Consider the following 26,754-nt stretch of genomic DNA (forward strand, 5'->3'; position numbering starts at 1 on the left):
TGACTGAACCAAGAGAACGTTTTCCGTCCTTACCATCAGGAGATTCGTATGAAGAAGCATTTGTTGGCCATCGCCGTAACTGCACTGGCAGCTAGCAGCGTATTTGCCCAGAACAATGACACTCTGGCAAAGATCAAGTCCTCGGGCAGCGTCACCTTCGGTGTGCGCGAATCCTCCGGCCTTGGCTATACGCTGGGCAACGGCAAATATGTGGGCTTTCATACCGAGATGGGCGAGCGCGTGCTGCACGACATCCAGAAGCAACTGGGCATGAGCAAGCTGGAAATCAAGTACCAGCCCGTGACCTCGCAAAACCGCGTGCCTCTGGTGCAAAACGGCACCGTGGATATCGAGTGCGGCTCCACCACCAACAACACGGCCCGCCAAAAGGATGCCGCTTTTGCCTTCACCACCTATGTGGAAGAAGTGCGCATTGCCACCCGTGCCAATTCCGGCATCACCGGCATCAAGGATCTGAACGGCAAGACGCTGGTGACCACCACCGGCACGACTTCGGTGCAGACCCTGCGCAAGAACAAGCGTGCCGATGGCCTGACTTTCAAGGAAGTCATGGGCAAAGACCACGCAGACAGCTTCCTGATGCTGGAAACCGGCCGTGCCGACGCCTTCATCATGGACGGCTCCATCCTGGCCGCCAACATTTCCAAGTCCAAGACGCCTGCCGATTACAAGATCGTGGGCGAAGTGCTGTCGGTGGAACCCATCGCCTGCATGATGCGCAAGGACGATCCCGCTTTCAAGAAGGCTGTGGACGACTCCATCGCTCGCCAGGTCAAGGACGGTTCGCTGGCCAAGCTGTATGACAAGTGGTTCATGCAAGCCATTCCTCCCAACAACGTGAAGATTGGTCTGCCCCTGTCTGCTGCGACCAAGGATGCATGGGCCAACCTCAACGACAAGCCCATGGAAGCTTACGAAGTCAAGTAAGCCCCCAGCATAGGTAACGCCCCTTCTGACTGGCGGTTCGAAGGGGCGTTTTTGTTGAGCGGATGGTCGGCCTTGGGCTGCTCCATCCTGAATTGAAGAATGAAGAGGTGCTCGTATGAGTTGGGATTGGCAGGTGTTCTGTCAAGACACCATTACCCAAGAGGTCGGGCAGAGCTGTTTTGGTAAAAACGGCGACATCACCTACTTGGACTGGATGATGTCTGCCTGGGGTTGGACAGTGTCGGTGTCGCTGCTGTCGCTGTTGATTGCCTTGATCATTGGTGCGGTCATCGGTACCTTGCGTACCTTGCCTGATCGGCCGTGGATTGTTCGCCTGGGCAATGCCTGGGTCGAGCTGTTCCGAAATATTCCTTTGCTGGTCCAGGTCTTCATCTGGTATCACGTGATTCCGTCGATCTTCCCGGCCATGAAGGCGCTGCCAGGCTTTGTGCTGGTGGTGTTCGCCATTGGGTTTTTCACGTCGGCGCGTATTGCCGAGCAGGTGCGTTCGGGCATTCAGGCCTTGCCGCGTGGCCAGCGCCATGCCGGTATGGCCGTGGGCTTCACCACCTTCCAGACCTACCGCTATGTGCTGCTGCCCATGGCATTTCGCATCATCGTGCCGCCGCTGACCAGCGAGGCCATGAACGTGTTCAAGAATTCGTCCGTGGCGTTTGCCGTGTCCGTGACCGAACTGACCATGTTCGCCATGCAGGCACAGGAAGAAACTGCGCGCGGCGTGGAGGTGTATCTGGCCGTCACGGTGCTCTACATGATCTCCGCTTTTGCAGTCAACCGCATCATGGCCTTTATCGAAAAGCGTTCGCGCGTTCCCGGCCTGATCGCAGCCAGCGGTGGAGGTCACTGATATGAATCTCAACCTTGACTGGTCTTTCTTCTCCTGGGACTTGTACAGCAACTTCGTTCTGAAGGGTCTGTATTTCAGTCTGTTCCTGACCGCAGTGGCCACGCTGGGCGGCATCTTCTTTGGCACCTTGCTGGCGCTGATGCGTCTGTCGGGCAAGCAGTGGTTGGTTCTGCCGGCCACCATCTATGTCAACGGCATGCGCTCCGTGCCGCTGGTGATGGTGATTCTGTGGTTCTTCCTGCTGATGCCCATGCTCATTGGCAGACCGATTGGTGCGGAGACCTCGGCCATCATCACCTTCATCGCCTTCGAGGCGGCCTACTTCTCTGAAATCATGCGGGCGGGCATCCAGTCCATTCCGCGTGGTCAGGTGTTTGCCGGCCAGGCGATGGGCATGACTTATGGCCAGAACATGCGTCTGGTGGTGCTGCCCCAGGCTTTCCGTAACATGCTGCCGGTGCTGCTGACCCAGACCATCATCCTGTTTCAGGATACCTCGCTGGTCTACGCCATCGGTGCTTACGACATGCTCAAGGGCTTTGAAATCGCGGGCAAGAACTATGGCCGCCCCATCGAGTCCTATCTGGCTGCAGCCCTGACCTATTTTGTGATCTGCTATGCGCTGTCTTGGCTTGTTAAGCGCCTGCATAAGAAGATTGCCATTATTCGATGAAATACCCCCTGAGTCGCTTCGCGCCTTCCCCCTTGAAGGGGGACGACGGCCTTTGCTGCGGGGCGGCCCTTGCTGGCCGTCCTCTCGCAGAGTTGCAGGCGCCGCGATGGGAAATTGACACGAATCGGAGTGAAAAATGATTGAACTCAAGAACGTTTCCAAGTGGTACGGCAGCTTTCAGGTGCTGTCCGACTGCTCCACCAATATCAACAAAGGTGAGGTGGTGGTGGTGTGCGGGCCTTCGGGCTCGGGCAAGTCCACGCTGATCAAGACCATCAACGCGCTGGAGCCTTTCCAGAAGGGCGAGATCTTTGTGGACGGTACGGCCGTGCACGATCCCAAGACCGATTTGCCCAAGCTGCGCAGCCGCGTGGGCATGGTGTTCCAGCACTTTGAGCTGTTTCCCCATCTGTCGGTGACCGAGAACCTGACTATCGCCCAGATGAAGGTGTTGGGACGCAGTGCAGACGACGCCAAAAAGCGTGGCCTGAAGATGCTGGACCGTGTGGGCCTGACCGCTCACAAGGACAAGTTTCCCGGCCAGCTGTCTGGCGGTCAGCAGCAGCGTGTGGCCATTGCGCGCGCGCTGTCCATGGACCCTATCGTCATGCTGTTTGACGAACCCACTTCCGCGCTGGACCCCGAAATGGTGGGCGAAGTGCTGGACGTAATGATGGGCCTGGCCCACGAAGGCATGACCATGATGTGCGTGACCCACGAAATGGGTTTTGCGCGCAAGGTGGCCAGCCGCGTGATCTTCATGGACGTGGGCGGCAAGATTCTGGAAGACTGCTCCAAGGACGAGTTCTTCGGCAAGCCCGAAGAGCGTCAACCGCGGACCAAGGAATTTCTCAACAAGATTCTGCAGCACTGATTGCTGCGGCATCGCCAGATAAAAGCGCTCCTTAGGGAGCGCTTTTTTTATGTGTATTCATCAAGAAAGATGAGCGTATAGCACTTGACTGCGAATAATTTCGAATAGATATCTATCTGAAACTAAAGCTTTTCAATCGGCAGCAGCTCTGTTTTTTGCAGCTGCCAAGGCATGGATTCTGCAGAGCGCTCGTTGCTCAGGGCTGGATGAGTGTATCTTCGCCGGGCCGCATCAGAATGCTTTGGCCAAACAGGCTTTGCACCAGATCCACCACCAGCTCGGCCGTCTGGTTGTGCAAGTCCAGGGCCGGGTTGAGTTCCACGATATCCAGCGATGCCAGCCGGCCCGTGTCGGCAATCATCTCCATGCACAGCTGGGCTTCGCGGTAATTGGGGCCGCCGCGCACCGGCGTGCCGGTACCGGGGGCGATATCGGGGTCGAGAAAATCTACGTCAAAGCTCAGATGCAGGTGAATGTCTGTGCCCTCTGGGTCGGCCAAGCCCGCCAGCGCGCGGCGCATGACTTCGCGCATGCCCAGCTCGTCGATGGCGCGCATGTCGTAAACCTCCAGGCCCAGTTCGCGGATCATGTGTTTTTCGCTGGGGTCCACGCTGCGCAGCCCGACCTGGCAGAAGGCCGATGCCGGCACGGCGGGCGTGCTGCCCGACAGCGCGGCCAGCGCGGCAGGCCCCAGGCCGCAGAGGCTGGCTACGGGCATGCCGTGCAGATTGCCGCTGGGCGAATTGGCTGGTGTGTTGCAGTCCGAATGCGCATCCAGCCACAGCACGCGCAAGCGCTTGCCGCTGGCGCGGCAGTGCCTGGCCACGGCGCTGATGGAGCCTATGGCTAGCGTGTGGTCGCCGCCGAGCAATATGGGCAGCTGCTTTTGTTGCAGTGCCTGCCACACTGCATCGTGGGCGATTCGGCTCCAGGCCAGGCCTTCGCTCAGATTGCGCATGCCCTGGGCGTCGCGTTCGCCTCGCGGATTAGCGGGGCCTGCCAGATTGCCCAGGTCGTGCACGGCCACGCCCAGCTTTTGCAGTGCTGGGGCGAGCTGGGCCACACGCAAGGCGTCAGGCCCCATGGCTGCACCCAGGCGCGAGGCGCCTATGTCGGTAGGAAGGCCGAGCAGCGTGACGGATGTCTGGCCGCTGGCGGGCGAGGAGGGGATTGTGGTTTGCATGTTCATGCCGTCTTTCGCTCCATGAGGCGTAGCCGAGCTTCATCCTGGGCCAGAAGCACGGCGGAGAACAAGTCCTTGGGGTCGCTCAGCGAGGGAACCAGCTCGATTTGCGACAGCAGGCCTGCGCGCCGCGCCAGCAGTTGCATGGTGCGCAGGGCCGAGTAATCTTCGAGCGCAAAGCCCACGGAATCGAACAAGGTGATTTGCTGCGACGAGCTGCGCCCCGGCGCCAGGCCCTGGACCACGCGCCAGAGCTCGGTGACGGCAAAGTCGGCAGGCATTTGCTGCAGCTCGCCTTCCATGCGTGTCTGCGGCTCGTATTCGACAAAGACCTGCGCGCGGTGCAGCAAAGCGGCATCGAACTCCGTCTTGCCCGGGCAGTCGCCGCCCACGGCATTGATGTGCATGCCGGCCTGTACTAGATGATTGGGCACGATGGTGGCGCGGGTCTTGTCGGCGGTGGCCGTGGTCACGATATCCGCACCCTGCACGGCCTCCTGCACGCTGGCGGCAATGTGCGCCGTGGCAGCAAACTGCGGCAAAAAAGCCTGCAGATTGCGCACCAGCTTGTGCGATGCCGCAGCGTCGATATCAAACAGGCGCAGTTCGCGCACGCCCAGCATGGCCATGAAGGCCAGTGCCTGGAATTCGCTTTGCGAGCCATTGCCTATCAGCGCCATGCAGCGGCTGTTAGGCCGTGCCAGCCTGCGCGCCGCCATGGCCGAGGTGGCGGCGGTGCGCAGCGCCGTGGTCAGCGTCAGCTCGCTGACGAAGCGCGGCATGCCGGTGGCCACGTCGGCCAGTGCGCCAAAGGCCATCACCGTGGGCAGGCCGCAGCGGGGGTTGCCGGGATGACCGTTGACGTATTTGAAGGCGTAGTCATGGACGTCGGCCACGGGCATGAGCTCGATCACGCCGCTGGCCGAGTGCGCGGCCGTGCGCGCGGATTTGTCGAAATCGTTCCAGCGTCCGTAATCGGCTTCCACGGCATCGGTCATCAGCTGCAGCACTTGCGTGACGCCCACATGGGCCACCAGGCGGGCAGCATCGCTGGCGCTCAGAAAATCGGTTCGCAGCGGCGTACGGGACAGGCTTTGAGGGGCAGGCATGCTTAGTCCTCCTTGTACGCATTCTCCCGGGCTTTTGCCAAGCGTGGCTAGAGGAGGAAAGCGCCTGTGGCTGTGGTTTTGACTGCGCAGCACAATGGGATGCTGGGGATAGCGCCCGAGGCCGACGTGCAAGATGGGACAATAGCGGCATGACCCAGACCCTCACGATCACCCGTCCCGATGACTGGCATCTGCATGTACGCGATGGCGAAGCCATGCGCTCCGTAGTGCCTCACACGGCCGCCCAGTTTGCGCGCGCCATCATCATGCCCAACCTCAAGCCCCCGGTCACCACGGCTGAGCAGGCGCTGGAATACAAGGAGCGCATTCTGGCTGCGGTGCCCCAGGGCATGTCGTTCGAGCCTTTGATGACGCTCTACCTCACCGACAATCTGCCGCCCGAAGAGATCGTGCGCGCCAAGGCTGCCGGCGTTGTGGCCTGCAAGCTCTACCCCGCCGGTGCCACCACCAACAGCGACCATGGCGTGACCGATCTGCGCAAGATCTACCCCACCTTGGAAGCCATGCAGCGCGAAGGCCTGCTGCTGCTGGTGCACGGCGAAGTGACCAGCAGCGATATCGATCTGTTCGACCGCGAAGCGGCTTTCATCGATCAGCACCTGATTCCGCTGCGCCGTGATTTTCCCGAGCTGAAGATTGTTTTCGAGCACATCACCACCCGCGAAGCCGCGCAGTATGTGAGCGAAGCTGATCGCTTTGTGGCCGCCACCATCACGCCCCAGCATCTGCTGTTCAACCGCAACGCCATCTTCACCGGCGGCATTCGCCCTCACTTCTACTGCCTGCCGGTGTTGAAGCGCGAAACCCACCGCCTGGCGCTGGTGGACGCGGCCGTCAGCGGCTCCAGCAAATTCTTCCTGGGCACGGACAGCGCTCCGCATGCCGCGCATCTGAAGGAGCACGCCACCGGCTGCGCCGGCTGCTATAGCGCCCACGCCGCCATCGAGATGTATGCCGAGGCCTTTGACAAGGCTGGCGCCCTGGACAAGCTGGAAGCCTTTGCCAGCTTCAACGGCCCTGACTTCTACAGCCTGCCGCGCAACAGCGACAAGATCACCTTGTGCCGCGAGGACTGGACGCCGCCTGACAGCTTTGCCTTTGGCGAAGCCCAGCTCAAGCCCCTGCGCGCAGGCGAGGTGTTGCCCTGGAAGCTGGTGTAAGCTGAATTGAATCCGGTGCGGCCCGGCTCTTGCCCGGCTGCACCGCCTGTTCAATGTCAGCGAAGGAGAGTTCATGGCCCAAACCCAGAGTCAGCCCCGGATTGCCCTGTTGATTGATGCCGACAATGCGCCGGCCGAAAAAATCGACGAAATCCTCACCGAACTCTCCACCTTCGGCGTCATCGACATCCGCCGCGCCTATGGCAACTGGATCAAACATGGGCTGATAGGCTGGCAGAACAAGCTGCTGGAATATGCGCTGCGGCCCATGCAGCAGTTTGACTATTCCAAGCACAAAAATGCTACCGACATGGCCATGACGGTGGACGCCATGGAGCTGCTCTATACCGAGCAGCCCGATGCCTTCGGCATTGTTTCCTCCGATGCGGATTTCACGCCCCTGGTCATGCATTTGCGTTCCAAAGGCGCTGCCGTTTATGGCTTCGGTGCGGCGCAGACACCCAAACCGTTTGTGAATGCCTGCTCGCGCTTTCTGTATCTGGAGGCGCTGGGCGAGGATGCCGTGATCGCTCCTGGGGCCGATGCAGCAGTGGCTGAGGCAGCCAAGGCGGAACCCGCCCAGGCCAAGCCGGTGGCAGCGGTGGAGCAGCCGGCCACCTTCACGGGTTCTGCGGCCAGCATGGCAGCCGAAGGCTGCCTGCGCATACCGAGTTCGCAATTGCGACAGGACAGCAGCCTGATGAGCCTGCTGCGCACCGCTGTCAACGCGGTGCAGGATGAGGACGGCTGGGCCAAGGTCGGTGCCGTGGGCACGCAAATCGGCAACAAGGCCTCGTTTGATGCGCGCAACTATGGCTATGCCACGCTGAGCAAGCTTCTGAGCGCGACACAGGCTTTCGAGCTGCGCGATGAAGGCACCTCGCGGGTGGCCGTGCGTGACAAGCGCGCGGCCAAGCCGGGACGCTCCGGCAATTGAGAGCAGGCGACGGAACGGTGAAATGAATGAGGCGGCGAGCGTGGAGAGTTTGATTGACTGGAGTGCCCCCTGGCTGGCCACGCTGCGCTACTGGGGCCAGCAAGCCGATGCGTTGCTGCGCTCCGGCCGCAGCGTGCACCAGGCCTTGCAGCAGGTGGCAGAGGCCAAGGGCGTGCTCCAGGGCTGGCGGTTTGTGGCCCAGGATCAATTGCCTGCGGCCCAGGCCTATGAGGCCTTCATCCGCGAGCAGCGCTGCATTCCCACCCGCGACAATCTGCATGATTTTTTCAACGGCCTGATCTGGTTGCACTGGCCTCAGCTCAAACAGCATCTGAATGCTTTGCAGGCGGCAGAGATTGCCACCCAGGGCGTGGGCCAGCATCGGGGGGCGCTGCGCGATGCCATTACCGTGCTTGATGAAAATGGTGCTCTGCTGCTGGCGCCGCCGCTGTTGTGCGAGGCCTTGCGCGAGCGGCGCTGGCAGGATTTGTTTGTGCGCCATCGCGCGCTGTGGCAGCAGGCCCGGCTGCTGCCCATAGGCCATGCCTTGCTGGAAAAGCTGGTCAACCCGCGCAAGCCGATCACGGCCCATGTAATTTGCCTGCCCTCTGAAACGGGTGGCTCAGGGGGGGATCTAGACGGCTGGCTGGCGAGCAGTGGCTGGCTTGAGGCTTGCAATCTGAGCCGCAAACCCTATCTGCCATTACCGGTATTGGGAATCCCGGGCTGGTGCTCAGAAAACCAGAACTTTTCCTTCTATGATGACTCTTTAGTATTCCGAGCCCCGCGTACCGTACAAACAGCATAACAACCGGTACTGCCAGAACGAGACTTGGCTTGATCAGCATTCGCCGCGCACAGGCGGTGCATCAAAGGACTTGGTCATTTTGTCCCTTGTGTGGAGTACAACCTCGATGAAACGTATTGCCTTATTTCTTTTGACCAATATCGCCGTGGTGGCGGTGCTGGGCATTGTCGCCAGCTTGCTGGGCGTCAATCGCTTTCTGACTGCCAACGGCCTCAATCTGGGCGCCCTGCTGGGTTTTGCCTTCATCATGGGCTTTGGCGGCGCCATTATTTCGCTGCTGATCTCCAAGCCCATGGCCAAGTGGACCTCGGGCGTGCACGTCATCAACGAGCCACGCAGCGCCGATGAGGCCTGGATCGTCAACACCGTGCGCGGCTTTGCTGAAAAAGCCGGTATCGGCATGCCCGAAGTCGGCATCTACGAAGGCGAACCCAATGCCTTTGCTACCGGTGCTTTCAAGAACTCGGCCTTGGTGGCCGTGTCCACCGGTTTGCTCGAAGGCATGACCCGCGAGGAAGTCGAGGCCGTGATCGGCCACGAAGTGGCCCACATCGCCAACGGCGACATGGTGACCATGACGCTGATCCAGGGCGTGATGAACACGTTTGTGGTGTTCCTGTCGCGTGTCATCGGCTATGCGGTGGACAGCTTTCTGCGCAAGAACGACGAAAACAGCTCCGGCCCCGGCATTGGCTACTACGTGACCACCATCGTGCTGGACATTCTGCTGGGCTTTGTGGCCGCCATGATCGTGGCCTGGTTCTCGCGTCAGCGTGAATTCCGTGCCGACGCCGGCGCTGCCCAGCTCATGGGTAACCGCCAGCCCATGATGAACGCGCTGGCCCGCCTGGGCGGCATGCATCCGGGCGAGCTGCCCAAGAGCGTGGCGGCCATGGGTATTGCCGGCGGTATCGGCAAGCTGTTTTCGACCCACCCTCCGATCGAGGAACGCATTGCAGCTCTGCAAAATGCCCGCTGAGCGTACTCAGATGTAAGCAAAGCCCAGTCGTCTTTACTGAAGCTTCACAAGCCCCTGTCAACAACCGGCAGGGGCTTTTTCGTTGTAGTGGTAAGACTTGTAGGAGTTGCCATGCAATCCGTTTTTCGAACCCACCCATCCCGCCTGCTGCCTGCCGTGGCGCTGGCAGCAGCCTGTGTCGCATTGACCGGCTGCGTGGTGGCGCCCGCCTATCCAGCCTATGGAGGCGACTATGTCAGTGGCGATGTCTATGCGCCCATGGCACCGCCTCCTTTGCGCGCCGAGGTGATCCCGATTGCGCCTTCGCCCGCCTATGTGTGGATTGGCGGCTCCTGGGGTTGGGGTGGCGGCCGTTATAACTGGAACCCCGGTCGCTGGGCCATGCCGCCACGCCCCGGCTACGGCTGGCATGGCGGCGGCTGGACCCACGGTCCCCGTGGCTGGCAGGGCGGTGGCGGTCACTGGGGTCGCCGTTAACACTTGCTGAACCGGTCAGCCCGTCCGCTTGGTGACAAGAGGGCGGGCTGCTTCTCTATGCGCCAGGCTTGCCGGTGGTTAGAGTCCTGTGCAGGAGGCCTGCCGTGAATTCTGCACTTATCGCCCGCCGTGAAGGCGCGGTTCTCATTCTTTCCAACAACAATCCATCGGCGCGCAACGCGCTCTCGAGGGAGTTCTACCTGGCCGTCATGGAAGGGCTGAGCGAAGCGGCTCGCAATCCCGAGATTTCCGCCGTGGTGCTGACCGGTGAAGGCGGGCATTTTTGTGCCGGCGGCGATTTGCGCCAGCTGGCCAAGCGTCGCGAACTGCCTGTTCAGGAGCGCCGCGAGCGGCTGGAGGATCTCAACCACATGATCCGTGCCATACGTGACTGCCCCAGGCCCGTGATCGCGGCTGTCGAGGGTGCGGCCGCAGGCGCGGGCCTGTCGTTGGCCATGGCTTGCGACATGCTGGTGGCGGCGACCAATGCAGTGTTTTCCGTGGCCTATGTGAAAGTCGGCCTGACGCCCGATGGCGGCGCCACGGCTTTTCTGTCCGAATTCGTCTCGCGCCAGGTACTGACCGAGCTGTGCCTGACGGGCGAGCGCGTCAGCGGCGAGCGCATGCATCAACTGGGCTGCGTGAACCGTCTGACCCCCGCCGGCGAGGCGCTGGCGGCGGCGATAGCGCTGGCCCAGACCTTGTCCGCCGGCCCGGCCCATGCCATGGCCAGAATCAAGACTTTGTGCCACTCGGCCCAGCACCAGTCGCTGGCTGAGCAGCTGGAGCAGGAAGCCGAATACATGGTCGAAGCCCAGGGCAGCGAGGAATCGCGCGAAGGCATAGGCGCTTTTCTGGACAAGCGCCCGGCGGACTTTGCCAAGCTGCGTCGCTAATCGGCTTGCTGCAGCGCGGCTTTCAGGCAGCGCCGCCTGAGCCGCGTGCGCCTGAGGATGGCACGACCAGACCCAGAATGCTGCAGGCCACGGCCTCGCCAACCTTGATGCCGTCCACGCCGGCCGACAGAATGCCGCCCGCATAGCTGGCTCCTTCACCGGCGGGGTAGAGGCCGCGTGTGTTGTCGCTCTGGAAATCCGCACCCCGGCCGATCTTAACGGGCGAGGAGGTGCGTGTTTCCACGCCGGTCAGCACGGCGTCTGCCATGTCGTAGCCGCGAATCTTCTTGCCGAAGGCGGGCAGGGCTTCGCGCATGGCTTCAATGGCGTAGCCGGGCAGGGCCTGGTGCAGATCGGTCAGATGGATGCCGGGCTTGTAAGACGGCTCCACGCTGCCCAGCTGCGCCGACGACTCCTTGCCGGCCACAAAGTCTCCTACCAGCTGGCCCGGAGCGCTGTAATCGCGCCCGCCCAGCACATAGGCCCTGGATTCGAGCTGGCGCTGGAAAACAATGCCAGACAGCGGGTGGAACTGGCCCTGGGGCAGGTCTTCCACGCCATAGGTCTTGCCGTCAAAGGCCCAGGCAAAGCTCTGGGCATCATGGGGGAAATCTTCGGGGCTGATGGCGCAGACCATGCCGGCATTGGCATTGCGCTCGGCACGCGAATACTGGCTCATGCCGTTGGTGACCACGCGCTCGGGCTCGCTGGTGGCGGCCACCACCGTGCCGCCGGGGCACATGCAAAAGCTGTAGACGGCGCGGCCGTTCTTGGCGTGGTGCACCAGCTTGTAATCGGCAGCGCCCAGCAGCGGATGGCCTGCATGGCGGCCCCAGCGGGCGCGGTCGATCACGCTTTGCGGATGCTCGATACGGAAGCCCACGGAGAAGGGCTTGGCCTCCATGGCCACGCCGCGCTCGTAGAACATGGCAAAGGTATCGCGCGAGCTATGGCCCAGCGCCATCACGGCATGGCGGGTGTCCAGGCGGTAGCTCTCGCCGCTGGCCTGGTTGAGCACTTGCAGCGCGACCAGCTGACGTTGCTCGCCCGAGGCATCGATCTCCACATCGGTGACGCGCTGCTCGAAGCGGATTTCGCCACCCAGGCGGATGATTTCCTCGCGGATGCCTTCCACCACCTTGACCAGCTTGAAGGTTCCGATGTGGGGATGGGCGGCGTAGAGAATTTCGGTGGGCGCGCCATGGGTCACGAACTCCGTCATCACCTTGCGGCCCAGATGGCGCGGGTCCTTGATCTGGCTGTAGAGCTTGCCGTCGGAGAAGGTGCCGGCGCCGCCTTCGCCAAACTGCACATTGGACTCGGGCGAGAGCTCGCGCTTGCGCCACAGATTCCAGGTGTCCTTGGTGCGCTGGCGCACTTCCTTGCCCCGCTCCAGCACGATGGGCTTGAAGCCCATTTGCGCCAGCACCAGCGCCGCAAAAATCCCGCAGGGGCCAAAGCCCACCACCACCGGGCGCTGCTGCATCTCGGCAGGCGCCTGGCCCACGGGCTTCCAGGCCATATCGGGCGTGGAGTTGACATGGGGATGCTCGGCAAACTGCTCCAGCAGGGGCGCTTCCTGGGCCGCGTCCGCCAGCGTGATGTCGACGATATAGACCGCCAGCAGCTCGCTCTTGCGGGCATCGAAGCTGCGCTTGTGCACATGGACGGCGGCGATGGCGCTCTCGGTCACGCCCAGCTGTCTGGCGGCCAGTGCCGTCAGCTTGTCCAGAGGCTGGAATTCGGTGAAGTTCTCGGGGTGGTATTCCACGGCCGAGAGAGGAAGTTTGAGTTCTGCGATGCGGATCATGGCTTGTACCTATCAAGCAAGGGCATGGATGGTAAGCCAAAGCCCGCAGCGCCGGGCAGCGGGCTGGACGTGGCCTTGGTCCAGACTCGGAAAACCGGGGTGTGAACTCCTGAATTGATAGCTGAAAACGAAATATGGACAACGGTTGTAGGCCAATTTATCTCTAAATCAGCTGCCGAGCCGCCATGTCCGCCTCAGAGCACCAGCCGGGAGTAACCCACGCCCGCGCATTTCTCCACCCGGATCTGGGCGGCAATGCGTTCCTTGAGCGCTTCCACATGGCTGATGATGCCAATCATCTTGCCGCTGGCGTTGAGTGCGTCGAGCGCCGTGAGCGCCACCTCCAGCGCGTCGCCGTCCAGCGTGCCAAAGCCCTCGTCCAGGAACAGCGAGTCGATGGAGGTCTTGTTGCTCACCAGATCGGACAAGGCCAGTGCCAGGGCCAGACTGACCAGAAAGGCCTCGCCGCCCGACAGCGTGCGCGTGTCGCGCGTTACGTCGCCCTGCCAGCCGTCCACAATGTCCAGTTCCAGTTCGCCCGTGGGTTTGCGGCGCAGCAGATAGCGGCCATGCAGGCGCATCAGGTGCTGGTTGGCCAGGTGCAGCAAATGGTCCAGCGTCAGCCCCTGGGCAAATTTGCGGTATTTGTCGCCCTTGGCCGAGCCGATCAGGCTGTCGAGGCGCTGCCATAGATCGCTGTCTTTTTCCTGCTCGGCAATCTGGGCCAGCAGCGCCTGCTGGCCGGCGTGGCGCTGCGCGTCGTCGCTGAGGCGGGCGCGGTGCGCGCCCAGCTGCTCGGCCTGCTGGGCGCGTTCGGCTTCCAGCTGGACGATCTGCCCGCTGATGGCCTCGGGCGCTTCATCGCTGAGCGCCTGGGCCTGCAGCGCGGCCAGACGTTGGGTGGCATCGGCCAGCAAGGTGCTGGCGCGCTGGGCGGCGATCTGCAGCTGATCGCTGAGCGCCTGCAAGCGGCTGTGCTCGGCATCGGGCAGCAGGGCCGTCAGGTATTGCGCCTCATCGGCAAACGGGCTGGACTGCAACCCCTGCTGCCATGCCGCCAAGGCCTGATCCGCCGATTGCTGCCGCTGTGCCAGCGTGGCCTGGGCCTGGCTGATCTGGCCTTGCAGCGAGGCCAGGGTCTGCGTGCTGTGTTCCAGCTGGGCAATGCAGTCGGTCAGCGTGGCGGCCGGAGCTGCCGCATAGGGTGGGGCATCGGCCGGCAGGGCGGGCAAAGTCTGGCTGCGCTGCTGCCAATGCTCGGCCTCCTGCGCAGCCTGTTCGCATAGGCGTTGCTGTACCTGCATCTGCTGTGCCAGCTCTTGCAGCAGGGCTTGCTGGCGTTGCCATTGCTGCCATTCCTGCTGGCGGGCGGCAAGCCAGTCGGCGCTGTCTGGCGCGGCGGGCAGTGCATTACCAGCGGCTTGCATTGCGGTTTGCAGCTTGGCTTGCAGCTCGCTGGATTGCTGCAACAAGGTTTGCAGCGACTCGCCGGCGCGCTGCTGCTGAGCGGTATTGCTTTGCAGTTCCTGTCTGGTGCTGTCCTGTGCATGGTCGGCGCGCTGCTGGTGTTGTAGCGCGGCCTGGTAGGTATCTTTGGCGGCTTGCCACAGGCGCTCGCCGGCATCGGCAGCGGCCAGGGTTTGCTCCAGATTGCCAATCTGTTGCTCGGCCTTGGCGCAGGCTGCGCTCAAAGCCTCGGGCTGTTGCCATGCCGCGTCATCCACCGGCTCGTTGCCGGGTTCGCGCAAGGCTGTCCAGCGTTCTTGCCACTGCGCAATCTGCGCGGCGATGGCATCGCGCTGATCTTGCTGATGCTGGTGCTGGCTTTGGCTGGTGGCCAGCCCGGCGTTCAGCAACTCGCCTTGCTGCTGCAGAGCCTCGCGCTCTTGTTGCGCCTGTTTGAGTGCTGCCTCGGTAGCGGAAATATCCAGGGCCGCATATTCGCTGATCGCCGGGTGCTGGTGCGATCCGCACAGCGGGCAGGCCTCGCCCGGCTGCAGCGCGGCGCGGTGTGCCTGCAGGTTTTGAATGCGTTGTTCCTGTGCCAGCAGGGTTTGCTTGTCGCTGACTTTTTCCGTCAACGCCTTGTATTGCTCGCGCAAGAGCTGGCGCTGGCCTAGCTGCTGCTGAATGCGGGCTTCGCTGGCGCTCAGCGCCTGTGCATTGGCTTGCTGCTGCTGCGCCAGCGGTGGGCGCAATAGGGCATGGGCTTGCAGTTGCTGCCAGTGGTGCCACTGCTGCTGTGCGCTTTGCCAGTGGTTGCGCAACTGGGGCAGGCTGGCGCCATGGGCGGCCAGCCGTTGCAGCTGGGCTTGCTCTGCGGTCTGTTGCTGCTGCAGGGCCTGGGCAACTTGCTCTGCCGCCTGGGCCCTGTGCTGGGCTTGTTGGTCGGCTTGCTGCTGCAGCTGCGCTGCCGTTTTTTGCAGCTGCGCCTGCTGGTTCTCCGCATGCGCGGCTTGCTGTTGCAGTTGCTGGCGCTGCTGCAATTGCTCGCGCCAGCCGCTGAGGTTTTCGCCCAGCAGTGCGTGGCTGGCATGGCTTTGGTTCCATGCCGTCAATTCGGTCTGCTGCGCAATCGTGGCTTGCAGTTGCTGCTTTGATTTTTGTAGTGCGCTAGCGCTCAGTGCCTGGGCTTGCTGGTGCTGCTGCCATTGCGCTACCTGTGCTTGCAGCCGTTCTGCATGCAGGCGCTGCAATTGCTGCTGCTCCGCAGCCAGCTGGTGTTGGGACTGGCTCTTTTGCAGATGCAGGGGGCGAAGCGCCCATGCGGGCGCGTGGGCCTGCAGGCGCTGCAAGTCTGGGGCTGCATTGGCCAGCGCTTGCCGGGCAACGGCTTGCGCGCTGCGGGCCTGCACCACCTCAGCGCTGGCGCGTGCGCTCAGCGTGTGCCATTGCTGCACGCTTTGCAGCCGGGCTTGGCGCGCTTGCAAATCGGCCAGCGTGGCTTGCAGCTGCGCGGCCTGTGTTTTCAGCTCGCTGCGCGTGGTCTCGTCGAGCAGCTGCATGCCCTGGGCTTGCGCCTGTTGCTTCTCCAGCGCCTGTCTGGCATCGCGGGCCTGCTCGAATACGGCTTGTGAAATCCGGCCGTAGATTTCGGTACCGGTCAGCTCCTCCAGCAGTTCGGCGCGCTCATTGGCGCTGGCCTGCAGGAAGGCGGCAAATCCGCCTTGGGCCAGCAGCATGGATTTGGTGAAGCGCTCGAAGTCCAGCCCGGTGATGCGGGCCATGGCCTTGAGCTTGTCGTTGCTTTGGTTGCTCAGAATCCGGCCGTCGCTGACCAGGGCCAGCTCCACGCGCGGGGCCTGCAGCGCGCCGCTGGCCTTGTCGCGGGCGCGGCGCTGGCTCCAGAAGGCGCGGTAGACCACATTCTTGACCTCGAACTCCACCTCGGCCAGGCAGTCCGCCGTGTGGCGGGTCATCAAATCGTTGTTGCTGGCGCTGATGGTCGATAGCCGTGGCGTCTGGTGATACAGGGCCAGGCAGATGGCATCGAGCAGCGTGGATTTGCCGGCTCCCGTGGGGCCGGTGATGGCGAACAGGCTGTTGTCGGCAAACTTGTCGCTGCTGAAATCGATGGACCATTCGCCCTTGAGCGAGTTGAGGTTTTTCAGGCGCAGCTTGAGAATTTTCATGGCTGCTCTCCCGTCTGGCCGTTGAGCCGACCCAGCACGCTGCGGTAGCGCTGCTGCAGGGCGGCCTGCAGCGCGGGTTCCAGGCTCTCCTGCGCCAGCCGGCGCTCAAAGACATCCGCCGGCGTCAGATCGTCCAGCGACTCCCTGGCCTCGCTCATTAGCTGCGCCGCCGCCCCCAGGCGCTTGCGCTTGATGCGCAGCACCTGTAGCGGTAGGCCTTCGGCCAGGGCCTGAACGCGGCCGGCCAGATCGGCCAGGTAATCGTCTTCTTCTATGGTGACTTCCACCCAGGCCGGGCAGGCTGCGCTTGCGCTGCTAGCTATCTCTTTGAATGCGTTTGGCAGCTGCGTCAGGCTGCAGCTCACGGCGGCCATGGGCTGAAACACCGGCACAGCCAGCGGCGTGATGCGCTGCAGCCCGGCCTCGGTCAGCTCCACCAGCAGCATCTGCTTGGTTTGACGGGATTCGTCAAAACCCAGAGCCAGCGGCGAGCCGCTGTAGCGTATGTGCTCCTGCCCGCCCACGGTCTGGGGCTTGTGGATATGGCCTAGCGCAATGTAGTCGGCGGGGGGGAAGGCGTTGGAGGGAAAGGCCTCCAGCGAGCCCACATAGATCTCGCGCACGGATTCGTTGCTGCTGGCGCCCACGGTGGTCAGATGGCCGGTGGCGATGATGGGCAGCTTGCGGCCCAGGGTTGACGCCAGCTCGGCCTGGCGCGTCAGCGCTGCCGCATACACCTGTTGATAAGTATTCTGGATGGCGCTTTGCAGTGCCTGCTGCTTGTCTTGCGCGCTTTGCCCGGCCTGGCTTTGCAGCACATCGCGGGCGCGGATAAAGGGCAGGGCACAGACGATGCAGCCTGGCTGGCGCTCGGTCTGGTCGTAGGCCTGACGCAGCGGCAAGGTGATCACATGCCGGACCGCATCCGCGGTGGTGGCAATCACGCAGGTATTCAGATAGGCCAGCAAGGCCTGGCTTTCCTCCAGCACGCTGACGGAGTCATGGTTGCCGCCCAGCAGCAGCAAGGCCACGCCGGCGCTGTGCAGCCTGGCGATCAGCTGGTTGTACAGCTCGCGCGCGTAGCTGGGCGGTGCGCCGGTGTCGAAGATATCGCCGGCAATCAGCACGGCATCGACCGCATGCGCTTGCACCTCGTTCAGCAGCCAGTCCAGCAGGGCCTGATGTTCGGGCTGGCGGCTCTGGCCCATGAAATGCTGGCCCAGATGCCAGTCGGAGGTATGAAGTATGCGCATGGGGCGATGTTACGGTGCTGCACCGCAGTAAAAAAGCCTGACCGGCAGTACCGGTCAGGCTTGGATGGGATGAATGGCCGCGCCAGATGCGCCGCAGCTTCAGCGCCGCGCCGGGCGCTTGGCCGTCCAGTATGTGAACTCTTCCTTGCCCACCTCATAGTCCAGCTCCTGCAGACGGGCCTGCAGATTTTCCTGCACATCGGCGATGGCTTGGTTGTAGATGCTGGGCCCGATCTCGGCAAGAAAGAAGTTCAGCAGGGCACCCGACTGCATATTGCCTATGGGCTCATCCATGTTCTCGCGGAAGTAGCGCTCTATCGAGGTGATGGCCTGTTGTTGCAGATGTTTGTTGAGTTCAATAGTCATAGCAGCTGACGCTTGTCCCTAGAGCGGTTGATCGTGATTTCTTATATGGTGTTGCCGTTTTCGGCCAGAAAGCCGCCGCTTTGGTGGGCCCAGAGCTTGGCGTAGATGCCGGCTTTTTGCAGCAGTTGCTGGTGCGTGCCTTCTTCCACGATATGGCCCTGGTCCATGACGATGAGTCTGTCCATGGCGGCGATGGTCGAAAGGCGGTGGGCAATGGCGATCACGGTCTTGCCATGCATCAGGCCATCCAGGCTTTGCTGAATGGCGGCTTCGACTTCGCTGTCCAGCGCGCTGGTGGCTTCGTCCAGCAGCAGAATGGGCGCGTCCTTGAGCATCACGCGGGCAATCGCCACGCGCTGGCGCTGGCCGCCCGAGAGCTTGACGCCGCGCTCGCCCACCTGGGCGTCATAGCCGCTGCGGCCCTTGAGGTCGGTCAGCGTCTCTATGAAGTCCGAAGCCTCGGCCTTGTGGGCGGCGGCGCGCATCTGCTCTTCGCTGGCATCTGGGCGACCATAGAGAATGTTGTCGCGCATGGAGCGGTGCAGCAGCGAGGTGTCTTGCGTCACCATGCCGATGGCGCCGCGCAAGCTGTCCTGCGTGATGTGGCGCAGATCCTGGCCGTCGATGGTGATGCGCCCCTCCTGCACCTCGTGAAAGCGCAGCAGCAGATTGACCAGGGTGGACTTGCCGGCACCCGAGCGGCCGATCAGGCCGATGCGCTCGCCGGGACGGATGTGGAGGTTCAGGTGATCGATCACCTTCTTGCCGCCGTCCTTGTAGGCAAAGCTGACGTCCTCGAACTTGATCTCGCCTTGCGTGACCTGCAGCGGCTTGGCATCGGGTGCATCGACGATGGTGCGCGGCTTGGTCAGCGTCAGAATGCCGTCCTGAATCGTGCCCACGTTCTCGAACAGCCCCGTCATCTGCCACATCACCCAGTGGGAGTAGCCCATCAGGCGCAGCGCCATGGCCAGCACGGCGGCGACCACACCGGCCGTGGCCTGGCCTTGCGTCCACAGATACAGTGCCGTGCCGCCGCTGCCCAGCAGCAGCACGGAAATCATCAGGTGGTTGGTGATCTCGAACTGGCTCACCAGACGCATCTGCGCATAGCCCGTGCTTTTGAACGCCTCCATGGCATTGCGCGCGTATTCGGCTTCGCGGCGGGTGTGGGCAAACAGCTTGACGGTGGCGATGTTGGTATAGGCGTCCGTCACGCGACCTGTCATCAGCGAGCGGGCATCGGCCTGATCCTTGCCTATCTTGCCCAGGCGCGGCACAAAGTAAAAACAGGCACCGGTATACAGCGCAAACCACAGCGCAAACGGAATCATCAGCCGCCACTCGAAGCTGGCGGCCAGGATCAGAATACCGATCATGTAGACGCCCACGCCGACCAGCACGTCCACCACCATGAACACCACTTCGCGCACCGACAGCGCGGTCTGCATGATCTTGGTGGTGATGCGGCCCGCGAACTCGTCCGCGTAAAACGACATGCTCTGGCCCAGCATCAACTTGTGAAACACCCAGCGCAGCCGCATGGGGAAGTTGATGGCCAGCACCTGGTGCATTACGGTGGTGTGCAGTGCCAGTAGCACCACGCTGCCCAGCAAGATGGCGGCAATACCGGCCAGCATGCCGCGTTGCTCGGCCCAGAAGTCGGCGGGCGAGACTACGGCCAGCCAGTCCACCACGCGGCCCATGATGGCAAACAGCACGGCTTCATACACGGCCAGCAGGGCGGAGGTGCAGGTCATCAACCCGATCCAGCCGCGCATGCCCTGGGTGCAGGACCAGACAAAGGCAAAAAAGCCCTTGGGCGGCACGGATGGCTCCTGGGCTGGATAGGGTGGAACCTGTTTTTCAAAAAATCGGAACAAGATGGCAATACTCCCGGTGTGTGCTTGTGGCACTTCTGGGGACGATGGTAGGGGAGGTGGAAAACGGGATGCAAGCCCGAGCAGATGACCGCTTGCTCCATGGGCCATTCGGCGGCTATCGAGCGCAAATTCGAAATACGCCTATGCCCGCTCCTGCATCATCCCGCTCCCGTGCCAGCCGTGCATGCTGCAAATGGAGGTGGTGCGCGGCAGTTTTTGCCCCCGATGTGTGAACATGCGCTTACGCCGTTTGGCGGCGCGGCTTCTTAAACTGGGCAATCCGTGCAGAAAGCGAGGCGTTTGTGAAGCAATCCATGCAGGCAGGCAAGACCTTGCTGGCCATTACCCTGTGCACAGCCGCTGTGGCTGCATACGCACAAACGCTTGAAGAGACTCCAACTGAGGCTTCTGTGCTGCCTTTTGGCGAGCTCAAAGTGCTGCAATCGATTGAGCCCGGCCTGTGGCAGCTCAAGACCCGCTTCGAACCGGTGCGCAAGCCGCCAGCTCCTGAATCGGGCTGCATCACGCCGCAAGGCATTGCCGAGGATTTGCAGTCGTTTCTGAGTCAGGGCGATGACGGCATGAGCTGCACCGGCCGTGTGCAGGTCAACACCGAGGAGCTGGCGCAGCTGCAGGTCAGCTGCCCCATGCCGCCGCCTCAGAAGCGCAAGACCGGGAAAAGCGAGATAAAAAAGCCCGACGAGGCCAAGCAGGCCGAGATGTTCAAGGCACTGCCGGCCTTGATCGAGGTGAGGCGCTGGTCGCCTACGCATTTCACCGTGCTCACCAAGGCCAGGGCGTTGAAGAGTCAGCCGGCCTTCACGCTGATTCAGGATTACGAGCGTCAGGAGGATTGCCCACTATGAGTTGGCTCATCTCCTGAATTGATAGCTGCTTGCGCTTTTATTTGTTGGGCCTTGGCCGGTTTTGAATCAAAAACGCCGCATTTGGATGCGGCGTTTTCTTGGGCTGACCGGATCGATCAGGCGTTGGGCAAAAAGCCTTCCACCGACAGATAGCGCTCGCCGGTGTCATAGGCAAAGCCCAGCACCTTGGCGCCTGCGGGCAGCTCGGGCAGCTTCTGGGCAATGGCCGCCAGCGTGGCGCCCGAGGAAATGCCCACCAGCAGACCTTCTTCACGCGCCATGCGGCGTGCATATTCGCGGGCGGGTTCGGCTTCGACCTGGATCACGCCGTCGAGCAGGCTGGTATCGAGGTTCTTGGGCACAAAGCCGGCGCCAATGCCCTGGATGGGGTGGGGTGCAGGCTGGCCGCCGGAGATCACGGGCGAAGCGCTGGGCTCCACGGCAAACACTTTCAGATTCGGAAATTTGGCCTTGAGCACCTTGGCCACGCCGGTCAGGTGGCCGCCGGTGCCCACGCCGGTGATCAGCACATCCAGACCGTCGGGGAAGTCGGCCAGCACTTCTTGCGCCGTGGTGGCTTCATGCACGGCCACGTTGGCGGGGTTTTCGAACTGCTGGGGAATCCAGGAGCCCGGCGTTTGAGCTGCCAGCTCCTGAGCGCGGGCGATGGCGCCCTTCATGCCCTTTTCCTTGGGCGTCAGGTCGAACGAGGCGCCATAGGCCAGCATCAGGCGGCGGCGCTCGACGGACATGCTGTCGGGCATGACCAGGATCAACTTGTAGCCCTTGACGGCGGCCACCAGGGCCAGACCCACGCCGGTGTTGCCGCTGGTCGGCTCGATGATGACGCCGCCGGGCTGCAGTGCTCCCGATTTTTCTGCATCTTCCACCATGGACAGCGCAATGCGGTCCTTGATGGAACCGCCGGGGTTGCCGCGTTCGGACTTGATCCACACATGGGGGTTGGCGCCGAACAGGCGGTTGATGCGGATGATGGGCGTGTTGCCAATGGTTTGCAGAACGTTGTCGAATTTCATGAAGCCTCCAGCAGGTGGGTGGATATCGGGAGAAATCGCAAATGCCCATTGTGGCGCAGTTGTTCTAGCTGGCAGGAATATCAATATGCTTGCGCGCTGCGGTGCCGGGTCGCGCTGCTTGATGAAAATCAAGGCTGCCGGCGTGGGGCGCTGTGACAATGAAAGCCGAAAGTCGGACATCACTCGAAAAAAAGGGAGTGTCAGAATGAGCTTCACTCAAACCATGCTCGTGCTGGGCGCCTGCTGCGTCGCTCTGACGGTTGGCTATTCCTGGAATGAAAAGCGCTGGGGCCCCTGGCTGATGCTGGCGGCGGTGATAGGCCTGCTGGCCCTGATGCTCCAGGGCATCATGAGCCTGATGGGGGCGTAGCCACCGGACGGCCTGTGGACGGCGAGGACGACTCGGCCGTTCCTGCAGGGGCTGTATCGACAGGGGCTGGAAAGTTAATATCGCCCCATGAATCTACGTTTCCTGGAAACCTTTGTGCTGCTGGCCGAGCTGCGCAATTTCCGCATGACGGCCGAGCGCTTGTACACCACGCAGGCCGCTGTCTCCAGTCGTATCGCCACGCTGGAGCAGGAGTTCGGCGTGCGCCTGTTTGATCGAGGCGTGCGCGAGGTCACGTTGACGGCTGACGGCGCCAAGGCCTTGGTTCATGCCGAACGCATACTGCGCCTCATGCGGGAGATGCGCGAGGACATGCTGGACAAGCAGGCCTATGCGGGCGTGATCCGCATCGGTGCCATCGAATCCATTGTGCACAGCTGGTTTCCCGATTTTCTGGCGCTGCTGCAGCAGCGCTATCCGCGGCTGCAGGTGGAGATTGCCTGCGACACCACGCTGCATATGTCCGAGCAGTTGATCAAAGGCCAGCTGGACCTGTCGTTGCAGGCCAAGCCTTTGAGCTCCGGCGCGGTCAGCTCTCTGTCCTTGGGCGAATTTCCCATGGCCTGGGTGGGTAGCCCCAAATTGGGCATAGGCGATGAGACGCTGAGCTTGGCCGAGCTGGCAGCCTTTCCCATCATGTGTTTTGCGCGCGACTCCGAGCCGTTTGCGGTGATAGAGCAGCTGTTTTCCACCGAGAGCAGCGCCACGGTGCACCTCAACTGCATTGCCTCGGTGGCCACCATGATCCGCGTGGTCTGCGACGGCCTGGGTGTGGCCGCCGTGCCGCCGGCCATCATCCAGCGCGAGCTGGCCGAGCAGCGCCTGCGCCTGTTGCGTGTGGACCGCGAGTTTCCCTCTCTGCCCCTGGTGGCCTGCTACCGCAATGACCACCAGAATCCGCTGACCGAGGTAGTGGCGCGCGCGGCCGAGGAGGTCGCGGCCGCCTTCGCGCTCAACCATGGGCAGGCTGTGGCCCGCCTGCCCCCGGTCGCCTGAATCAGGCCTCAGCCAGCAGCTGTTCCACGGCCAGCGCCACGGACAGCAGACGGCGGTCCTGGCCGCCTGTGCCGGCGAGGCTCAGGCCCACGGGCGCCTCGCTCGCACGGTGGCAGGGCAGGGAGATGGCGCAGCCGTCCAGGAAGTTGATCAGCGTGGGGTTGCGCAGGATCAGGCCGTTGGCGCGGAAGTAGGCCTCGTCGCTCTGGGCCAGGTCGGCAATCTTGGGGGCGACCACGGGCACGGTGGGCAGGATGAGCAGGTCATGGTCGACCATTTGGGCCTCGACCCGGGCGATCCACTGCTTGCGCCGTGCCAGCAGGTCAATGTAGTCGGCCGCGCTGATGTCCTTGCCGCGCAGAATGCGCGTGCCCACGCGGGGGTCGTACTCGTCCAGACGCGTGGCCAGATATTCCCGGTGCCAGGCCCAGGCTTCGGCGGCGGTGAAGCCGCCCTTGGCATTGATCTCGGCCAGTTCGTTGAAAGGCTGGGCTGCGGCGTGGGTGATGCGCACGCCGGCCTGAGACAGCAGTGACAGCGCGCGCTCCCAGGCGGCAGCCACGGTGGCGTCTATGCCGTCCAGCACCACATTGGTGGGTGCCAGCAGGCGCAGACCTTGTAGCGGTGCAGCATGCAAATCCCACTGCGGCTCGTCCGAGAGAATGGCATCCAGCGTGGCGCAGCAGCGCACGCTGGGCGCCAGCGGGCCGATGGAGTCCAGATTGGCGGACAAGGGCAGCACGCCTTGCATGGACACGCGCCGGGCCGTGGGCTTGAAGCCCGTCAGGCCGCAAAAGGCGGAAGGAATGCGTACCGATCCGCCGGTGTCGGAGCCAATGCCGGCCATGGCCATGCCATCGGTGACGGAGATGGCAGCGCCCGAGGACGAGCCACCGGGAATGCGGCCGCCGTCTTCATCGCGCAGCCAGGGGTTGCGCGGTGTGCCGTAGTGCGGATTCAGACCCAGGCCCGAGTAGGCAAACTCGGTCATATTGGTCGTGCCCATGATGACGGCGCCGGCCTGGCGCAGGCGCTGCACCACCTCGGCCGTGCGCGTGGCGGGAGCCGCATCGGCCAGCAGGCGCGAGCCGCCCAGCGTGGGCAGGCCGGCGATATCGAACAAGTCCTTGACCGAGATCGGCAGGCCCTCGATGGGAGAGCGGGACAGGCCTGCCGCGCGCAGCGTGTCGCTGGCGCGGGCCTCGGCCAGGGCCGATTCGTGGAAGACGCGGGTGAATACCTTGGGGCCTTCCCCCGCCATGGTTCGGGCCAGGGCCTGCTCGGTCAGTTGCACCGAGGTGGTTTCGCCGTCCTGCAGGCGCTGTGATGCAAGCCCCAGGCTGGGGAGGGGAAAGGCGTGGGTCATGTGTGAAGTCCTGTCAGTGATACGACTTACGCAAGAAGGAGCAAAGCGGGCGGCGTGCCAGAGGGCGTTGCGCCTTGCTGCATCCGGTTTGCGTAAGTCCTGAGTGAGATCGGCCGAGCTCTGATGAAGCTCAGGCCACGATGTCCAGCAACTCGCTGCGGTAGCGGTGGCGGATGGTGCGCTGGCTGCGGGGATCGTACAACTCCATGGCGAACACCGTGGCGGGACGGATGCCGCCGATCGCACCTACGGTGCCGCAGGTCATGCCGCAGCCCTCGGGCAGCAGGTCCTTGCCGCCCGTGAAGCCCGCGATCAGGTCCTGGGGTGTACGCAGGCTGGCCAGAGTACCTTCCTGGTAGAGCACTTCGCGGCCGTCTTCCTCTATCCATGAGCGCACGATCAGCTCGTCCCAGTGGCCGGCCACATCGGCGAAGCGCCAGGTCTGGGTGGCCACGGGCTTGACGCAGGCCTGCTTGGAAAAGGCGACGCTATAGGCTTCGAGCTTGCGGTCCGTATGGTCCGAGGCCAGGCTCACGAACATCTCGCCCTCATGCGTAAACACGAAGACCTCGACTTCGCCCGACGAGTCCGGGCCCAGCACCTGCAGCGCGCTGCTTTGGCTCAGCTGGTTGCTGGAGATACGGTAGTACAGAGGCACGGCGCTGGGGCGGGGAATGCCGATGGCGGCCAGCTCTTCGATATGGTGCTCGATGGCCGCATGGTCGCGTCCGGCCCAGCCGGCGACGATGAGGGTGTGGAAATCGGGGGCGAGGGTCTGGCCCTCGGGGGTGGTGAACTGCAAATGCATGGCAGGGATTCCGAAAGAAAGGCGGGGCGTGCGGCCCCTGGGAAAAGGGGGAGGGCGCGTGCTGCCTGGGAAGGCAGGTGCGCCGGGCCGTCACTGCTTCTTGACGAAGACCACGACCAGGAAAGCGGCGACGAATTCGAGGGCCGCTACGAAATACAGCCCCGAGGACAGCGATCCCGTGCTGGTCTTGAGCGCACCGATCATGTAGGGCGCCACAAAGCCGGCCAGGTTGCCTATGGAGTTGATCAGCGCAATGCCGCCGGCTGCTGCCGTGCCGGCCAGGAAGGCGGAAGGGATGGACCAGAACACCGGGAAGGCGGCCAGGATGCCGATGGAGGCCAGCGTCAGCGCACACAGGGCGAGCACGGCGCTGTGCAGGAACAGGCCGGTCAGGATCAGGCCGGCCGCGGCGATCAGGGCGGCGATGGCGCAGTGCATGCGGCGCTCGCCGGTCTTGTCTGAATGCAGGCCGTTCCAGACCATGGCCAGCGTGCCGGCGAGAAAGGGAATGGCCGAGATCAGGCCGATCTGCAGAGTGTTCTGGATGCCGATTTCCTTGATGATGGATGGCGACCAGAAGGCGATGGTGGCGTTGCCGCTGACGATACAAAAGTACACGGCAGCGCACAGCCAGACGCGATAGTCACGGCAGGCGGACAGCAGGGATACATGCTTGTGGCCTTGCTGGTTCTCGGCGGCCACGGCACGGCTCACGGCCTGTTGCTCGGCCCTCGTCAGCCAGCGGGCGTTCTCGGGTCTTTCGGGCAGGAACTTGAGCACGAAGAAGCCGGCGATCACGGAAGGGATGCCCTCGAGGATGAACAGCCACTGCCAGTTGGCCAGATGGCCCACGCCCTGCATGCCGTTCATGATGGCGCCCGCAATGGGGCCGCCCACGGCGCCGGCGATGGCGAACGATGTCATGAACAGACCGTTGACGCGTGCCCGGTGGTTGGCAGGGAACCAGTAGGTCAGGTACAGCACCACGCCAGGGAAGAAACCGGCCTCGACTACGCCCAGGATGAAGCGCAGCACGTAGAACATGGTGGGCGTGGTCACATAGGCCATGGCCATGGATGCACCGCCCCACAGGATGGTGATGCGCGCCAGCGTCTTGCGCGCGCCTATCTTCTCCAGCAGCAGGTTGCTGGGCACCTCGAACAGAAAATAGCCGATGAAGAAGATGCCGGCCCCCAGGCCGTAGATGGCCTCGCTGAACTGCAGGTCCTGCAGCATCTGCAGCTTGGCGAAGCCGACGTTGACGCGGTCTATCCAGGCCAGGATGAACAGAAAGACCAGAAAGGGGATCAGGCGCCAGGCGATCTTGCGATAGGTGGCGTCCATATCGGGATGCGCGGCGCTGCCGGCATCGTGGGCGAGGGGGTGGGTGGCAGAAGCCGGGCTGCTCATATTTGT

24 protein-coding genes are annotated in these 26,754 nt (G+C 62.9%); 13 read left to right on the plus strand and 11 right to left on the minus strand.

Annotated elements, in window-relative coordinates:
* Positions 1-48: 48 nt before the first annotated feature.
* The 4 genes from ACNAZA_RS06475 (at position 49) to ACNAZA_RS06490 (ending at position 3,363) form a co-directional block, all read left to right on the plus strand.
* The gene (locus tag ACNAZA_RS06475; RefSeq protein WP_120971903.1) at positions 49-948 is read left to right on the plus strand and encodes a transporter substrate-binding domain-containing protein; all 900 of its coding nucleotides are present in this window, start codon (positions 49-51) and stop codon (positions 946-948) included.
* 115 nt (positions 949-1,063) lie between these two features.
* Positions 1,064-1,816: an amino acid ABC transporter permease gene (locus ACNAZA_RS06480; RefSeq protein ID WP_120971552.1), complete on the plus strand. Its 753-nt coding sequence runs from the start codon at positions 1,064-1,066 to the stop codon at positions 1,814-1,816.
* 1 nt (position 1,817) lies between these two features.
* Positions 1,818-2,489, plus strand: a complete 672-nt coding sequence (locus ACNAZA_RS06485) for an amino acid ABC transporter permease (RefSeq protein ID WP_415795656.1) — start codon at positions 1,818-1,820, stop codon at positions 2,487-2,489.
* Between the two features lie 136 nt (positions 2,490-2,625).
* Complete coding sequence (locus ACNAZA_RS06490; protein ID WP_120971550.1) at positions 2,626-3,363, plus strand: amino acid ABC transporter ATP-binding protein; 738 nt, start codon at positions 2,626-2,628, stop codon at positions 3,361-3,363.
* 196 nt (positions 3,364-3,559) lie between these two features.
* On the opposite strand, the gene rocF is transcribed toward ACNAZA_RS06490, so the two are convergent.
* Both rocF and ACNAZA_RS06500 read right to left on the minus strand, forming a co-directional pair.
* Positions 3,560-4,546, minus strand: a complete 987-nt coding sequence (rocF, locus tag ACNAZA_RS06495; RefSeq protein ID WP_415795657.1) for an arginase — start codon at positions 4,544-4,546, stop codon at positions 3,560-3,562.
* A 2-nt stretch (positions 4,547-4,548) separates the two neighbouring features.
* Positions 4,549-5,655: an ornithine cyclodeaminase gene (locus ACNAZA_RS06500; protein ID WP_415795658.1), complete on the minus strand. Its 1,107-nt coding sequence runs from the start codon at positions 5,653-5,655 to the stop codon at positions 4,549-4,551.
* A 149-nt stretch (positions 5,656-5,804) separates the two neighbouring features.
* Between ACNAZA_RS06500 and pyrC the strand changes: the two genes are divergently transcribed.
* The 6 genes from pyrC to ACNAZA_RS06530 all read left to right on the plus strand — a co-directional run bounded on the left by pyrC (position 5,805) and on the right by ACNAZA_RS06530 (position 10,933).
* Complete coding sequence (pyrC, locus tag ACNAZA_RS06505; protein WP_415795660.1) at positions 5,805-6,836, plus strand: dihydroorotase; 1,032 nt, start codon at positions 5,805-5,807, stop codon at positions 6,834-6,836.
* A gap of 73 nt (positions 6,837-6,909) precedes the next feature.
* Complete coding sequence (locus ACNAZA_RS06510; protein ID WP_415795661.1) at positions 6,910-7,773, plus strand: NYN domain-containing protein; 864 nt, start codon at positions 6,910-6,912, stop codon at positions 7,771-7,773.
* 22 nt (positions 7,774-7,795) lie between these two features.
* Positions 7,796-8,581, plus strand: a complete 786-nt coding sequence (locus ACNAZA_RS06515; RefSeq protein ID WP_415795662.1) for a DUF3025 domain-containing protein — start codon at positions 7,796-7,798, stop codon at positions 8,579-8,581.
* Positions 8,582-8,687: 106 nt separating this feature from the next.
* Positions 8,688-9,560, plus strand: a complete 873-nt coding sequence (gene htpX, locus ACNAZA_RS06520) for a protease HtpX (RefSeq protein ID WP_120971546.1) — start codon at positions 8,688-8,690, stop codon at positions 9,558-9,560.
* Positions 9,561-9,671: 111 nt separating this feature from the next.
* A complete protein-coding gene (locus ACNAZA_RS06525; RefSeq protein WP_415795663.1) occupies positions 9,672-10,037 on the plus strand; it encodes a hypothetical protein in 366 nt (121 codons plus the stop codon).
* A 104-nt stretch (positions 10,038-10,141) separates the two neighbouring features.
* Positions 10,142-10,933, plus strand: coding sequence for an oxepin-CoA hydrolase, alternative type (locus ACNAZA_RS06530; RefSeq protein ID WP_415795664.1), 792 nt, complete (start codon positions 10,142-10,144; stop codon positions 10,931-10,933).
* 22 nt (positions 10,934-10,955) lie between these two features.
* On the opposite strand, the gene ACNAZA_RS06535 is transcribed toward ACNAZA_RS06530, so the two are convergent.
* The 5 genes from ACNAZA_RS06535 to ACNAZA_RS06555 form a co-directional block, all read right to left on the minus strand.
* On the minus strand, positions 10,956-12,743 hold the full coding sequence (locus tag ACNAZA_RS06535; RefSeq protein ID WP_415795665.1) for an NAD(P)/FAD-dependent oxidoreductase: 1,788 nt from the start codon (positions 12,741-12,743) through the stop codon (positions 10,956-10,958).
* Between the two features lie 194 nt (positions 12,744-12,937).
* Positions 12,938-16,375, minus strand: a complete 3,438-nt coding sequence (locus ACNAZA_RS06540; protein ID WP_415795666.1) for an AAA family ATPase — start codon at positions 16,373-16,375, stop codon at positions 12,938-12,940.
* The gene (gene sbcD / locus ACNAZA_RS06545) at positions 16,372-17,628 is read right to left on the minus strand and encodes an exonuclease subunit SbcD (RefSeq protein WP_415795667.1); all 1,257 of its coding nucleotides are present in this window, start codon (positions 17,626-17,628) and stop codon (positions 16,372-16,374) included. The genes ACNAZA_RS06540 and sbcD overlap by 4 nt, the downstream gene beginning before the upstream one ends.
* Before the next feature lie 99 nt (positions 17,629-17,727).
* Positions 17,728-17,994, minus strand: coding sequence for a DUF2164 domain-containing protein (locus ACNAZA_RS06550; protein WP_415795668.1), 267 nt, complete (start codon positions 17,992-17,994; stop codon positions 17,728-17,730).
* 41 nt (positions 17,995-18,035) lie between these two features.
* On the minus strand, positions 18,036-19,877 hold the full coding sequence (locus ACNAZA_RS06555; protein WP_415795669.1) for an ABC transporter ATP-binding protein: 1,842 nt from the start codon (positions 19,875-19,877) through the stop codon (positions 18,036-18,038).
* 302 nt (positions 19,878-20,179) lie between these two features.
* Between ACNAZA_RS06555 and ACNAZA_RS06560 the strand changes: the two genes are divergently transcribed.
* Positions 20,180-20,743 (plus strand): DUF3617 domain-containing protein, encoded by a 564-nt coding sequence (locus tag ACNAZA_RS06560; RefSeq protein ID WP_415795670.1) that lies wholly within the window; start codon positions 20,180-20,182, stop codon positions 20,741-20,743.
* Between the two features lie 116 nt (positions 20,744-20,859).
* On the opposite strand, the gene cysK is transcribed toward ACNAZA_RS06560, so the two are convergent.
* Complete coding sequence (gene cysK / locus ACNAZA_RS06565; RefSeq protein WP_415795671.1) at positions 20,860-21,780, minus strand: cysteine synthase A; 921 nt, start codon at positions 21,778-21,780, stop codon at positions 20,860-20,862.
* Positions 21,781-21,985: 205 nt separating this feature from the next.
* Here cysK and ACNAZA_RS06570 point away from each other — a divergent pair, with 205 nt between their 5' ends.
* Positions 21,986-22,150 (plus strand): hypothetical protein, encoded by a 165-nt coding sequence (locus tag ACNAZA_RS06570; RefSeq protein WP_415795672.1) that lies wholly within the window; start codon positions 21,986-21,988, stop codon positions 22,148-22,150.
* 87 nt (positions 22,151-22,237) lie between these two features.
* On the plus strand, positions 22,238-23,164 hold the full coding sequence (locus tag ACNAZA_RS06575; protein ID WP_415795674.1) for a LysR family transcriptional regulator: 927 nt from the start codon (positions 22,238-22,240) through the stop codon (positions 23,162-23,164).
* A 1-nt stretch (position 23,165) separates the two neighbouring features.
* On the opposite strand, the gene ACNAZA_RS06580 is transcribed toward ACNAZA_RS06575, so the two are convergent.
* The 3 genes from ACNAZA_RS06580 to ACNAZA_RS06590 all read right to left on the minus strand — a co-directional run bounded on the left by ACNAZA_RS06580 (position 23,166) and on the right by ACNAZA_RS06590 (position 26,748).
* Positions 23,166-24,530 carry an amidase gene (locus ACNAZA_RS06580; protein ID WP_415795676.1) on the minus strand — a complete coding sequence of 455 codons (1,365 nt, stop codon included), beginning with the start codon at positions 24,528-24,530 and terminating at the stop codon, positions 23,166-23,168.
* A 130-nt stretch (positions 24,531-24,660) separates the two neighbouring features.
* Positions 24,661-25,338 carry a DUF2848 domain-containing protein gene (locus tag ACNAZA_RS06585; RefSeq protein ID WP_415795677.1) on the minus strand — a complete coding sequence of 226 codons (678 nt, stop codon included), beginning with the start codon at positions 25,336-25,338 and terminating at the stop codon, positions 24,661-24,663.
* 90 nt (positions 25,339-25,428) lie between these two features.
* Positions 25,429-26,748, minus strand: coding sequence for an MFS transporter (locus ACNAZA_RS06590; protein ID WP_415795678.1), 1,320 nt, complete (start codon positions 26,746-26,748; stop codon positions 25,429-25,431).
* Between the last annotated feature and the right edge of the window lie 6 nt (positions 26,749-26,754).

Origin of the sequence: Comamonas aquatilis (genome assembly GCF_965139575.1) — a bacterium.
GTDB lineage: Bacteria > Pseudomonadota > Gammaproteobacteria > Burkholderiales > Burkholderiaceae_C > Comamonas > Comamonas aquatilis.